Source organism: Methylosinus sp. H3A (assembly GCF_015709455.1).
In the GTDB taxonomy this organism is placed as follows: Bacteria; Pseudomonadota; Alphaproteobacteria; order Rhizobiales; family Beijerinckiaceae; genus Methylosinus.
The window spans coordinates 3,307,412-3,320,224 of record NZ_JADNQW010000005.1 but is presented as its reverse complement, the minus strand read 5'-3'; the positions used below and the strand labels follow the sequence as shown (position 1 = coordinate 3,320,224).

12 protein-coding genes and 1 tRNA gene are annotated in these 12,813 nt (G+C 64.2%); 4 read left to right on the top strand and 9 right to left on the bottom strand.

Annotation, left to right across the window (positions count from 1 at the left end; all coding sequences use genetic code 11):
- Window position 1: 1 nt before the first annotated feature.
- From IY145_RS18260 to IY145_RS18250, 3 genes are all read right to left on the bottom strand, one after another.
- The gene (locus tag IY145_RS18260; RefSeq protein WP_196409507.1) at window positions 2-685 is read right to left on the bottom strand and encodes a Fe2+-dependent dioxygenase; all 684 of its coding nucleotides are present in this window, start codon (window positions 683-685) and stop codon (window positions 2-4) included.
- A 112-nt stretch (window positions 686-797) separates the two neighbouring features.
- Window positions 798-3,302 carry a TonB-dependent siderophore receptor gene (locus IY145_RS18255; protein ID WP_196409506.1) on the bottom strand — a complete coding sequence of 835 codons (2,505 nt, stop codon included), beginning with the start codon at window positions 3,300-3,302 and terminating at the stop codon, window positions 798-800.
- 323 nt (window positions 3,303-3,625) lie between these two features.
- Window positions 3,626-5,125, bottom strand: coding sequence for a S10 family peptidase (locus tag IY145_RS18250; protein ID WP_196409505.1), 1,500 nt, complete (start codon window positions 5,123-5,125; stop codon window positions 3,626-3,628).
- 149 nt (window positions 5,126-5,274) lie between these two features.
- Here IY145_RS18250 and IY145_RS18245 point away from each other — a divergent pair, with 149 nt between their 5' ends.
- The gene (locus IY145_RS18245; protein WP_108918391.1) at window positions 5,275-5,475 is read left to right on the top strand and encodes a CsbD family protein; all 201 of its coding nucleotides are present in this window, start codon (window positions 5,275-5,277) and stop codon (window positions 5,473-5,475) included.
- 72 nt (window positions 5,476-5,547) lie between these two features.
- Here the strand turns inward: IY145_RS18245 and IY145_RS18240 are convergent, their stop codons facing one another.
- From IY145_RS18240 to IY145_RS18230, 3 genes are read right to left on the bottom strand one after another with little or no spacing between them, the layout of a single operon-like run.
- Window positions 5,548-6,600 carry a MaoC family dehydratase gene (locus IY145_RS18240; protein WP_196409504.1) on the bottom strand — a complete coding sequence of 351 codons (1,053 nt, stop codon included), beginning with the start codon at window positions 6,598-6,600 and terminating at the stop codon, window positions 5,548-5,550.
- Between the two features lie 3 nt (window positions 6,601-6,603).
- The gene (locus IY145_RS18235; RefSeq protein ID WP_196409503.1) at window positions 6,604-6,939 is read right to left on the bottom strand and encodes a DUF167 family protein; all 336 of its coding nucleotides are present in this window, start codon (window positions 6,937-6,939) and stop codon (window positions 6,604-6,606) included.
- A gap of 1 nt (window position 6,940) precedes the next feature.
- A complete protein-coding gene (locus tag IY145_RS18230) occupies window positions 6,941-7,231 on the bottom strand; it encodes a YggT family protein (protein ID WP_196409502.1) in 291 nt (96 codons plus the stop codon).
- Window positions 7,232-7,426: 195 nt separating this feature from the next.
- Between IY145_RS18230 and IY145_RS18225 the strand changes: the two genes are divergently transcribed.
- A tRNA-Ala gene (locus tag IY145_RS18225) sits at window positions 7,427-7,502 on the top strand.
- Window positions 7,503-7,556: 54 nt separating this feature from the next.
- Here IY145_RS18225 and IY145_RS18220 read toward each other — a convergent pair.
- A complete protein-coding gene (locus tag IY145_RS18220; RefSeq protein ID WP_196409501.1) occupies window positions 7,557-7,796 on the bottom strand; it encodes a hypothetical protein in 240 nt (79 codons plus the stop codon).
- A 346-nt stretch (window positions 7,797-8,142) separates the two neighbouring features.
- On the opposite strand from IY145_RS18220, the gene IY145_RS18215 reads away from it, so the two are divergent.
- Entirely contained in the window at window positions 8,143-8,775 is a 633-nt protein-coding gene (locus IY145_RS18215; RefSeq protein ID WP_196409500.1) for a hypothetical protein, read from the top strand.
- 117 nt (window positions 8,776-8,892) lie between these two features.
- A complete protein-coding gene (locus IY145_RS18210) occupies window positions 8,893-9,171 on the top strand; it encodes a hypothetical protein (protein WP_196409499.1) in 279 nt (92 codons plus the stop codon).
- 9 nt (window positions 9,172-9,180) lie between these two features.
- On the opposite strand, the gene IY145_RS18205 is transcribed toward IY145_RS18210, so the two are convergent.
- A complete protein-coding gene (locus tag IY145_RS18205) occupies window positions 9,181-10,059 on the bottom strand; it encodes a polyphosphate kinase 2 family protein (protein WP_196409498.1) in 879 nt (292 codons plus the stop codon).
- A gap of 26 nt (window positions 10,060-10,085) precedes the next feature.
- On the bottom strand, window positions 10,086-12,701 hold the full coding sequence (locus tag IY145_RS18200) for a plasma-membrane proton-efflux P-type ATPase (RefSeq protein ID WP_196409497.1): 2,616 nt from the start codon (window positions 12,699-12,701) through the stop codon (window positions 10,086-10,088).
- Window positions 12,702-12,813: the final 112 nt, after the last annotated feature.

Genomic DNA, 12,813 nt, shown 5'->3' with positions numbered 1-12,813 from the left:
CTCATACCTCGCTCCAATGGCGTATGAGATTGTGATAGACGCCGCCGAGCTTCATCACATCCTCGTCATCGCCGCCGAGGCGCGGCGCGAGCTGCTGGATCGCCGTGTCGAGATCATAGATCACATCGCGCACGCTCTCCTGGCGGATCATGCTCTGCACCCAGAAGAAGGAGGCGACGCGCGCGCCGCGCGTGACCGGCGAAACCATGTGCAGATCGCTCGCCGGATAGATGGCGAGCGCGCCCGCCGGAAGCTTGACCTGATGCGAATCATAGGCGTCGTCGACGACCAATTCGCCGCCGTCATATTCCTCCGGCTCGGAAAGGAAGACGGTGACCGCGAGATCGGCGCGAATGCGCGTTCCGGTCAGCGGATCGCCGCGCACGGCATTGTCGACATGGACGCCGAAACGATGGCCGACGCGATAGCGACTGAACATAGGCGGATAGATGCGCAGCGGAATGGCCGCCGAAACGAAGCCCGGATTGCCGACGAGCGCTTGCAACAAGCGCTCGCCGAGGCGCCGCGACATTTCGCCATTGGGCGGCAGCTGCTCATTGCTCTTCACCGAGGGCGGCTGCGCGCCGGCGGTGGAGGCTCCGTCCTCCCATTCCGCGGCGTCCATGACGCTGCGGAACTGGGCGACCGCCTCCTTGCTCAGAACGTCCGGGACGCAGATCAGCATGGGGAACCCCTCTGTGGCCGCACATTCCATGTTTCGCTGCGCCGAGGAAAGGCGCCGGCTCCTTGTTTGAAACTTTTCCAAGGGAGCCGGCGCCCGCCTCGACAGGCGTGTCTCAGAATTTTGCGCGCGCCTCGAACAGCACAGTGCGGCCGGGCGCCACTTGGGTGAAGGGCGTCGCGGTCTGATAGAAGGCGTCATAATAGGTGCGGTCGAACATGTTCACGACCGAGACCTTCAGCGTGATGTTCTCCGTGACCTTGCCTTCGAGGAAAGCGTCGAAGCGCCAGTAGGAGGGCAGCGCCGTCGGCACATTCACGAAGGGATTGGCGGCGGTCGGCGCGGGCCATCCGGTTACGCCGTTCACGCTCGTCGCGCCATTGGCGATGATATTGTTGCCGCCGTAGATCTTCGAGCGATAGACCGCCTGGCCGCCGAATTCGATCGTGTCCGGATCGAGGCCGAAGAGATCGCCGAGCTTGTATTTGCTCAGCAGGCTGAACGATTCATGCGCGATATTGGCGAGCTGCAGGCCGACGTTGCTCGATATTTGCGAGCGCGTGACCTTCGACTCCATGATGACGACGCCGCCGGTCACGCTCCATTTGTCGGTGATGTTGCCCGCGATTTCTAAATCCGCGCCTTGCACGTAATAGGCCGCGTCGCCACTCGTCACCGAGCCGTTCACCTCGCGCGCGCCGGTCACATCGGTGCGGAACAGCGCCGCCGTGGCCAAGAGATGCCGGTCGAACAGCTCCCATTTGGCGCCGATCTCCTTGGCGTAATTGCGCTGCGGCGCGAAGATCTGCGCCGCCGTGGTGAGACCGCCGTAATTGGCGGCGCCGCCGTCGAGCTCCGCGCCGACCGGATTGGCGGAAGTCGCATAGGCCGCATAGAGGCTCACTTCGGGAAGAGGCTTCAGCACGAGACCGAAATTATAGTTCACCAAAGACGAGTGATTGGCGGCGAAGGTCGTGTAGGCCTCGTTGCGGTTGGTGATCGTATAATCGTCGAAGCGCACGCCGGCGTTGGCAATGACGATGTCCTCGTAATTCGCCGTCTCGATCAGATAGCCGGCCTTGGTGTCGACCGCGACGCGCGTGACATTCTGATTGCGATAAGGCGTGTTCGGAAACGGCAGCGCGTTGCAGGGCAGATAGAGATTGCAGACCAGCGCGCCGCCGACCGAGGCGAGCCCGTTGAACTCCGACACGAGCCCCTGATAATTGGTTCTCGTCAGTCCTTCGCGGCTGAATTCGGCGCCGAGCACCACTTCGTGCTTCACCGGGCCGGTGGCGAATTTGTAATTGATGTCGGTCTGGCTCGCGAGAACATTGGTCACCTGATAGCGGCTCTGCGCGCCGATATTGACCGAGGACGCGGCTTGGTTCGCGCTCTGCGTCAACGTGCCGATGTAATCGACGATCGAGCGACTCTGCCGCAGGCGGCTCGTGATCTTCAGATCGTCGTTGACGCGATACTCGCCGGTGAAAGTGCCGAAGTCCTGCCTATATTTCTGGAAGTCGCGATTGAGCAGCCCATACCAGGTGTTGCGCGACGTGACGCCTTCCGAGAAAGGCCGATTGGCGATGCGGTTGTAGGGGATGCCGAAGTCCGGCAGGCCGTTCTGATAGGAATGCGTGTAATTCGCCGTGAGCGTGAAATTCTCGATCGGCTTGAAGACGACGGAGCCCGAGACGCCATTGCGATCGTCAGTGATATAATTGCGTCCCGCGACATTGGCGTCCTGGAAGAGCCCGTTGACGCGCACCGCGAGAATGGGGCTGATCGCCTTGTTCACATCGATGGCGATGCGCTTGGAATTGTCCGAAGGGCCGCCGGAGAACTTCATATCGGTGAAGTCCTGGTCCTTGGCCTGTTTGGTGACGATGTTCAGCGCGCCGCCGGCGGTGCCGCGTCCAGCGAAGCTCGAGCCCGGACCGCGCAGGATTTCCACCTGCTCCGTGTAGAAATTCTCGCGCAGGCTGACGCCCGGATCGCGGACGCCGTCGACGAATATGTCGTTGCGGGCGTCGAAGCCGCGAATGAAGAAGCGGTCGCCAAAGGCGTTGCCGCCCTCGCCCGAGCCGAGCGTGACGCCGGCCGTGCTGCGGGCGATCTCTTTCAGCGTGGTGGCGTTCTTGTCCTCGAGAATTTCCTTGGTGAGGACGGTGACCGTGCGCGGCGTGTTCAGCAGCGGCTGGGTGAATTTGTTCGACGACAGGCGATCGGCCTTATAGGGCGCCTTCGGATCGGCGTAAGGATTGGCGTCGGCCGGCGCGGCGCCTCCCCCGGCCCCCGTCTGCGCGGTCTGAGCGCCCTGCGCGCCCTGTTGCGGGCCAGCCGGCTGCGCCGGAGCGCGCGTCGTGCGGCGCGGCGTTGCGGCGTGATGCGTGGCCGGCGCGGCGCGAACGACAGGCTTCGGCTTTTCTTTCGGCGCGTCGACGCGCACGGCCGGCAGCGGCTGAGTCGATTCCTGCGCCGTCGCGACGCCGACGCCCGCGACGAGCAGGGCCGCCGCTCCCAATACTTTCGCGGACGGGCCGTCGATGCGCGGCGCCGGCGCGGACACGCCGCGCCGAAGGCTGCGCAGAGAAAACGGCGCTTTGATCTTGTTCATTCTGTCCTGCCCCCGTGGAATCCGATCCGGCATAGCCGGTAAGGTGTTCCACTATGAGTATTTTCAGCTAGGGGCAGGGTCAATCGACGTATGCGTAGACTGGAAATCTTGCAAGAACGCTATTCTTGAAATGCCGACGACAAAAGCTTCTGTCGCCTTTCGAACATTGTTCGAAAGGCGCTTATTGGAATATTTCCATTTTACGATTGCACGAAACTATCTTGCTCGTCTCACCGCGCAGGCTCGCGCGCAACGCGCATCCTTCCGCTCGAGGGGCGGCGCGCAGGACGCCGCCCCCGCCTCGCTCGCGCGTCGTAAAACGCTCACTTGCCTTCGATCGTCTTGCGCGCTTCGTCGCGCAACAGACGGCGAGCGTCGTCGCGGATATAGGACATGTGCCCGCCGGGCACGGTCACGAGCCGCAGCCGCGACGCCTCGCCGAAGGCCGGCAGCTGATCGAGCAGCAGCTTGCTGGCGAAATAGGGCGTCACCAGATCGGCGAGCCCATGGGCGACGAGCACTTTCAAGCGCCCGTCGAGGGCGAGCTCGTCGCGCAGCGTCGAGACGGCCTCGGCGTTGGCGCGGCCGCCGCGGCCGAAATCCCAGTCACGCGCCACCTTGTGATTGAGAATCTCATAGCGGGCGTCGCCGATCGGCCATTGCAGCTTCTCTATGGTGACTCGCGTCATGGCCGCTCCGAGCGGCGCGGCGAGCGCGTCGAGCACCGGATCGGCCCAATCGCTCTCGCGCGAAAAGGGCCGCGGATCGAAGCCCGTCACCTCGCCGTCATAGGCGCTGGAGACGAGACGCGAGGCGCGCAGGCGATCACGCAAAAAGGTCTTGAGCGCGACGCGGCCGCCCTCATCCTGCACGATGCGCGGCTCGAGCCCGGTGAAGCGCGCGACATTCGTATCGAGCCGCTCGAGCGCCTCCTTGTCGCGCGGACCCTTGAGCAGATCGACGAGGAACTCGCCCGAGGCGTAGGCCTCGACATCGACGAGCTCGGAACGCTGCTTGGCGTCGCGCGCCACAGCCGCATAGGACGGCAGGCGTCCGGCCAGAGACAAAAGATTGCGCGGGCTGTCGAGCCAGGCGAAATCGAGCGCCGGCGAGATCAGCACCAGCCCCTCGACGCCGACGCTCTCACGCTCGCGCAGCGCATGGGCGAGCTCGACCGCGCGAAAGCCGCCATAGCTCTCGCCGACGAGAAATTTCGGCGAGGCGATGCGCCGATGCGTCGCCAACCATTTGCGCACGACGACGGCGAGCGCCTCGGCGTCGCCCTGCGTCGAGAAGAAATGCTTCCTCACCTCCTCATTGTCGGTGAGGAATTTGCTGTAGCCCGTGCCCGGCGGATCGATGAAGACCAGATCGACGAAGGGCAACCAGCTCTCGGCGTTGTCGACGACGATCGGCGGCGCGGACGGCGACAGAGAGCCGGAGCCGAGCGACAGGCGCCAGGGCGAGAGTCCGCCGAGGCCGAGCCAGGCGGAGGCCGCGCCCGGCCCGCCATTGAAAACGAAAGCGATCGGCCGCGCCAGCGCGTCGACGTCGGACCGCTCATAGGAGACATAGGCGACGTCGACCCGCGGCGCGCCGCTCTGCGCGTCGCGCAGCCGCACCGCGCCGGCGCGCGAGAGAAACGACAGCTTTTCGCCGCGAATCGACATCGAATGCGTGGTCGTGACTTCCGTCGGCAGGCCCTGCGATTGGTCTGCGGATTCCTCGCTCTCTTTTTTCTGCGCGGCGGGAGGCGCGGCGAGGCTCGACGACGCGGCGAGACCAAAGGCGAGCGCGAGCGCAATCCAAGCTTTCGAAATCATATCCAGACCTCTCATTTCACGATTGCAGAAACACATAGCGCCGCGCTCGAGCGTGGCGAAGACCGATGGAACCATCTGCCGCCGCAAGAATTGTCATCCGATCCTGTGCGGCGCTCGAAATAGACGCGCCCCAGCAGAGGAGAAAAAACATGGAATGGAACCAGATCGAAGGCAATTGGAAACAGGCCAAAGGCAAGATCAAAGAAAAATGGGGCGACTTGACCGATGACGATCTGACCAGAATCCAGGGAAAGCGTGACCAATTCGAAGGCGAATTGCAGAAACGCTACGGAAAAAGCAAGGAAGCCGTTCAAAAAGACGTGGATGAATGGCTGAAAACGCTCCACTGAGCGACACCTCTCCACTGCGCTCCCAGGGGAGAGACAAAGCGGCGGCCGGTTCTCCGGCCGCCGCGGTTTTCGTCAGCGCGGCATCACCGCCCAATAGTCGAGGTCGAGCAGCACGTCCGGATGCGGCTTGCCCTCGGCCGTCGTCAGCGGGAAATCCGCCGGTGGGTGGTCCTTGGTGGCGACGAGGCGCAGGCGCAGCGCGCCAATGTCCGAGCGGCCGGGAATCTCGACCTTGTCCAGCACCTCCGACCAGGCGAAGACGGTGCCGCCCGCGAACAGCGGATTGACATGGCGCCCGCCATTCACCGCGGCGATGTGGAAGGCGTTCTCGAGACCGTTGAAGGAGAGCGCGCGGGCGAGCGAGATCACATGCCCGCCGTAGATGATGCGCTTTCCGAAGCGGCCCTGCGCCTCGTAATATTGGTTGAAATGCACCTTGGAGTTGTTCTGATAGAGGCGCGTCGCGATCTGATGCTCGGCCTCCTCCACGGTCATTCCGTCGATGTGGTCGATCTTCTCGCCCACTTCATAATCGCCCCAGAAATAGGGCGACCCAGCCAAATCCTTGTCATAGGCGGCGACGTCTATCGCCGGCACGGCCTTGCCGAGATCGGCCGGCGCGACGGATTTGGGCAGCGTCGGCACGACTTCCGGCCCGACGGGGGCGTCCTTGTCGCGCTTCTTCACCATCACCCAGCGGGCGTAGTCGAGCACGATCTCGCCGCGCTGATTCTTGCCGGTGGAGCGAACATAGACGACGCCCGTCTCCTTATTGGAGTTCTCCTTGAGGCCGATGACCTCGGAGGTCGCCGTCAGCGTGTCGCCCGGATAGACGGGCGCCAGAAATTTGAAATCGGCATAGCCGAGATTGGCGATGGCGTTCAGCGACACGTCCGGCACGGTCTTGCCGAGCACGAAATGGAAGACCAGAATGTCGTCGATCGGCGCCTCGCGGTAGCCGATCGCCTGAGCGAAGGCCGCCGAGGACTGCACGGCGAAGCGCGGCAGGTAGAGCGCGGTATAGAGCGCGACATCGCCCACCGTCACCGTTCGCGGGGCGGCGTGGCGGATCACCTGGCCCAGAGAAAAATCCTCGAAGAAGTTTCCGACCTTCGACTTGCTCATACCTCAACCATTTTTTGTCGCGCCGGTCTTCTCCAGCGCTGCGAGGAGCCGTGCGGGATCGCCCGCGATGAAGAGTTTTTTCAGCCGCGCCGTGTGACCGGAGGCGATCGACACGCTGCGCCGCGGCGCGCCGAGCTTTTCAGCGACGAGCTCGACGAGCGCGTCATTGGCGCGCCCGTCCTCCGGCGCCGCCCGCACCCTCGCCTTGAGCACGGCCCTGCCGTCGGCGAGCCGTTCGACGCCTTCGACGGCGTCGCGCCCGCCCTTGGGCGTCAGCCGGACCCAGAGGGCGACTCCATCCCCCTCCGCGCTCCAGGCCTCGGCCGTCGGCTCGGCCATATCAGCCTATGCCGCCGAGCTGCCCGGCCACGACATTGCGTAGGAATTGCAGCGCCAGCAGCAGGATGATCGGCGAAATGTCCATCCCGCCCAGGCTGGGCAGCACGCTGCGAATCGGCCGCAGAACAGGCTCGGTCAGCGCATTGAGCGCGTTCCACAGCGAATAGACCACCCGCGATCTGGTGTTCACCACATCGAAAGCGATGAGCCAGGACATCACGGCCATTGCGATAACGACCCACCAATAGAGGTCGATGATCGTGAAGAGAAGATTGACCAAGGCATATTGCATGTTGCGCTTTCCACCGGTCGAATTCGCAGACGTCTCTATCCTTCCTGCCCGGCCGCCGCAATCCCCGCGCTCGAGGCGAGCCTCGGCTCGGCCGTCGCGAGGCCACGGTCGGGCTCGGCCGCCGTCGGAGGGAACGATTTCGACGCGGAGCGGATTGACAGCCGAATAGGCGCCGAGTATCCAGCGCCTCGGAGCGGGGCTGTAGCTCAGATGGGAGAGCGCTGCAATCGCACTGCAGAGGTCCGGGGTTCGATTCCCCGCAGCTCCACCAGGCCGAATCCGGCCGCCCGCTCGCGTCTTCCCGCTCAGAGGAACCGAATGATCCTCAGGCCCTGGGGGTCGGAGCGTGCTCGTCGAATCGGCGTCGCGGAAACGCCGCTCTGAACAGCATGATGACGAGATTGATGAGAATGAGCGCGACGAGGAGCGTCAGCCCCCAATCGCCAATGCTCGCCGAAGCGGGCGTCTGCAACACCGAATTGAGGGCGGTTTCGCCCTTGGCCCATACGCAGCTCACCGCCTCGCAGAATGGCATCGACGCGAGCGGCTGTTCGCAGGACTCCATGGTCGGCTCCCGAGTTCTCCAATATCGCCATGAAACTAGAGGCGCTCGGCGCGACTTCAATCCCGCCTCCGCTGCGCCGCAACGTAAACGTCGGCGCAATGTGGTCGTTTCGACACGATTCGCACGATAAAGTAGAGATGCGCCGCAAGACGTCTATCGTCGCGTGCGGCAGAGTAACAAATCTGTTACCGTGGCCGCATTTCCTCTCGACATCGGCTAAGTATTCGCCCACTCTACCAGCGTTCGGAATTTCCGTTCATCCTGGAAAAGCTCGCAGCTGACATTACCGATTCGGACGATGATCGTCCGACGGAGGTCGTTTCGCCCTCATCGACGCCGGAGACCCATGCGCCGCATCGTCCGCCCCTTCGTGAAGGAATTCAAATCTCGCTCCGCCAAGGCGGCGGCGGGCCGTCTCCCTCTGATCGAAGAAGCGGCGGCGGAGCCGAAACCGGCGTTTCTCGACATCGCCGCCTTCGCGCCGCGCGTCGTGGAGCGCGAGACGCACCATGACGACAGCTATGAAGCCGCGATGAAGGCGGCCGATCTCGTCTTTGGGAAAAAGGCCGAGCCGGTGACGGCGGAGGCCGGGGCCGCGCCGGCGACGACCGGCCGTGTGCTTCCGAGCCTCATCGAGACCGTCGCGCCGCCGCCCGAGCCAGTGGAGCCCGTTCGCCGTGGGCCCGGCCGTCCGCGCGGCGTGAAGAAGGCCGCCGCTCCCGAGGTCGAGACGCCGATTCGCCAGACCCGGCGCCGCGCGCCGACCGAGCCGGCGCAGACGCCGGCGCCGAGGCGTTCGCCCGCGCCGCCGCCGGTCGCCATCGTCGCGCAGCAGCCGCTCGCTCCTATCGCCATTGTCGCGCAAAGCGAGGCGACGAGCCGTCGCGTCCGTCGCCCGATCCAGTTGCGCTGGGTTCTGGGGACCGAGCTGCGCGCCGGCGAGAGATGGAAACGCCGCCTGCCGGAAGCCGCCCGCTGAACGGACGAGGCCCCGTCCGCGCGAGCGCCGCCGCCGCAAGACGGCGCTAACCTTCGCCTTCGCTGTTCGTTCAAAATCCTTGCTCATCGACCCGATCGGCGTCATATACGGAGAGCGATGACGGACTCTCAAGAAACCACGCTGATCGAGGCCTTGAAGAAGGTCGATGCGCATGGCGACATCGCGCCGCCGCATGTGCAGGATCCTATGACGATGGCGCTGCGCCAGCGTGCCATAGCGGCCGATCTCATGCGTTGGGACGACAGCCGCGGCCGTTATGTGCTCACCGGCACAGGCCGCAGCCGCATCAGCGCCCGCAACCGCGCCCCCGGCGCGGTGCTGCGCTTCCGCCGCCGCGACGAGCGCGAAGGCGATTCTCAGCGCAAGGCCGACTGACGCGCCGGTCTATTTGCCCTTCCCCAAGTCGCCCTTCCCCAAGGCTCCGTTTTTCGCCTCCGCCACAGCCGCGTGATATTTTTTCGCGATCTGCGTGAGATCGACGCGCGTCGGCGGCAGCTTCAGCCCCATCTCATCCAGCGTATCGACGACGATTCGTGAAATGACGAGGTCTCGGAACCATTTGTGGTTCGAGGGCACGACGAACCAGGGCGCATGCTTGGTGCTGGTGCGCGCCAGCGCCTCCTCATAAGCCTCCAAATATTGCGGCCAATATTCCCGCTCCGTGTAGTCGCTCTCGCTGATCTTCCAATTGCGCGAGGGATCGTCGAGCCGCTGCTTGAACCGCGCGAGCTGCTCCTGCGGGCTGATATGGAGATAGAATTTCAGAATTCGCACATTGCCGTCGCGCGCCAGCAAATGCTCGAATTCATTGATCTCGTCATAGCGCTTCGACCATATGTCGCGCGGGACGAGCTTATGCACGCGCACGACGAGCACATCCTCGTAATGCGAGCGATTGAAAATGACGACATGGCCCTTGGGCGGCGCATGGGCGTGGATGCGCCAGAGAAAATCATGGTCGTGCTCGATCGGCGTCGGCTGCTTGAAGCAGGCGACGGAGACGCCTTGCGGGTTCATGCCGGAGAACAAATGCCTGATCGTGCCGTCCTTGCCGCCGGCGTCGAGCGCCTGCAGCACGATGAGCAGCCCCTGCGAGCCGTCGGCGTACAGCAGATATTGCAGCTTCGCCATTCGCTCGACATGTTCCTTGATCTTCGGCAACGCCTCCTCATGCGACTTGTTCTTGCCCGTGTCGGAGGGGTCATAATCGGCAAGGCGCAGCTTCGCGCCCGGCTCGACGATATATTTGTCACGCCAGTCCATTCACGTTTCCTCTCGATGCGCTTGCGTCACGGCGCCTTTTCCTGCGCCAGCACGAGACCGCCGGAGAGCGGTCGCTCGACGGTCGCGACGCTCTTTTCCTGCCGCCTCGTCCTATGGTCCACGACGCGCGCGACGATCTTGCGCGCGAAGCCGAGGATGAACATGAAGGCGAGGCAATAGGCCCAGACGATGCCGATGAGCCGCAGCGAGATCGGCGGAACGAGCCAACCGAAATAGCACATGGCCGCGGCGAAGATCTGCGTCGCCACGATCGCAAAGAACAGCTTGGCGGCCGGGAAAGGCGGCAGGAAGAACCAGCGCTGCGTGCGGGCGACGAGCAGCAGCAGATGGCCGCCGACGACGAGCTGCAGGAACATCATCGTCTGCAATTGCTGCGGCGTGAACAGCTGCATGGCCTCGCGCAGCGGCTCATGCGCCAGCGCGCGCACGCCGATGAGCAGCAAACCGAAGGATTCGATCACGCAGACGAAGCCGAGCATGGTCGCGATGGAGAGCAGACGCGGCATTCGCCAGCGGATCGGCTGCGGGGCGACGGGCGTGTTGTCATAGGCGATCGTCATGATCGGCGCGTCGTCGAGCAGCGACATCACCACGATCATCGCCGCCGTCAGCGGCGTGAAGCCCAAGAACACGCTCGACAGCACGACGACGAACATGATGTCGATCGTCAGCGCCACGCGATAGGTGGTGTAGCTCTCGATGCGTCCGAAGATGCGCCGCGCCTCGTCGATCGCGCTGTCGATGACGGAGAGGCCCGGCGCGGTGAGGATCAGCGCCGCGGCGCCGCGCGCGGCGTCGGTCGCGCCGGAGACGGCGACGCCGCAATCGGCCTGTTTCAGCGCCGGCGCGTCATTGACGCCGTCGCCGGTCATGGCGACGAGATGGCCGCGCTGCTGCAACGCCTTGACGATCGCATATTTGTGCTCCGGGAACACGCGCGCGAAACCATCCGCCCGCTCGATCGCGTCGACGACGTCGGCAGAGAGATTATTGGGATCGAGAGTCTTCGGAAATATATCGGCCGCGGCGACGATATGATCGCCGAGGCCGAGCTGGCGCGCGGTCTCTATGGCGATCGCCGTGTCGTCGCCGGTCACCATCTTCACCTCGACGCCCTTGGCGCGCGCGGCGGCGATCGTCGCCTTGGAATCGGCGCGCGGCGGATCGAACATGGGCAGAACGCCGAGCAATTGGAACGTCTTGCCCTCGTCCTCCGAGCGCGCCACGGCGAGCGAGCGCGAGCCCTTTTCGGCGAGCTCGTCGACGATTTTTTTCACGCGCTGCGCGACGCCGGGGTCCGCATGGACGAGATCGACGATCGCCTGCGGCGCGCCTTTGGAGACGATGATCGATTTGCCCTGCGAATCCGTCACAGTCGCCTGCGTGCGCTTGCTCACCGGATCGAAAGGGATGAATTTCGTCAGCGAATAGTCCTTCAGCTCGTCCTTGTTCTTCAGCGCATCGATGCAGGCCGTGTCGATGGCGTCGCGGTCCTCGAGCTTGGAGGCGAGCGCGGCGGCGAGGATGCAATCCTGCCCATCCTTGGAGTCGAACAATATCGGCTCGCTCAGGGTCAGCTGATTCTTGGTGAGCGTGCCGGTCTTGTCGGAGCACAGAATGTCGACGCCCGCCATCTCCTCTATCGCCGAGAGCTTGGAGACGATCGCTTTCTCCTTCGAAAGCGCGAGCGCGCCGAGCGCCATTGTGACGGAGAACACGGCCGGCATGGCCACGGGAATGGAGGCGACCATCAGCACGAGCACGAATTGCAGGATGGAGAGCGCGTCCGACATGCTCCAATCATCGGCGACGACGAGATCGCGATAGACCTTGACCGCGACCAGCACGACCGCGAGCGCGACCGCGACGACGATGAGAAAATCGCCGATCTCGAACATGGCCTTTTGCGCATGGCTCACCGCGCCGGCGCCGGCGACGAGGCTCGCGGTGCGGCCGAAGAAAGTGTTGGAGCCGGTCGCCGTGACGACGCCGATCATCTCGCCCTGCTTGACGATGCTGCCGGAATAGGCGGCGTCGCCGATCTTCTTGGCGACGGGAAGCGACTCGCCCGTCAGGGCCGCCTGGTCGATAGAGGCGTAATCGCCGGAAACGAGCCGCAAATCGGCCGGCACGACGACGCCCAGCCTTATTTTCACAATGTCGCCGGGTGCGAGCTCGGCTGCGGGCTTGGCGCTCCACTCGCCGTCACGCAACACGGTGGCCTCCGGCGCGAGGCCCTTCTTCAGCGCCGCGAGCGCGTTGGAGGCCTTGCGATCCTGCCAGAATTCGAGCCCGGCGTTGAACAGCAAAAGAGCGGAAATGATCGCGAAATCATTCCAATGGCCGATCAGCGCGGAGACGAGCGCCGCGGCTTCGATCATATAGGCCATGGGCCCGGCGAAATAGCCGAGGATCTTCCGCCAGACGCCGACGCGCTTTTCGGCGAGCTCATTGGGGCCGTAGGCTTTCAACCGGCGGCGCGCCTCGTCCTGCGACAGTCCGCGCTTTGGATCGACGCCGAGCCGCGAGAGCGCTTCGTCGATCGGCATTTTGCTGTAATCGGCGGCCGCCGGCGGAGTGTCGGCGCTATGTGTCGGGCGCGTCCGGGTCGTCAGGGACATGGCGTATCTCTCGCTCAGCGCGCCCGCAACCGAGCGCCCAGCGAGACATAGCGCCGTTCGCGCGTGGAAATAGTCTCCCCTTAACGATGAATCCCGCGCGCGCCACATTAAC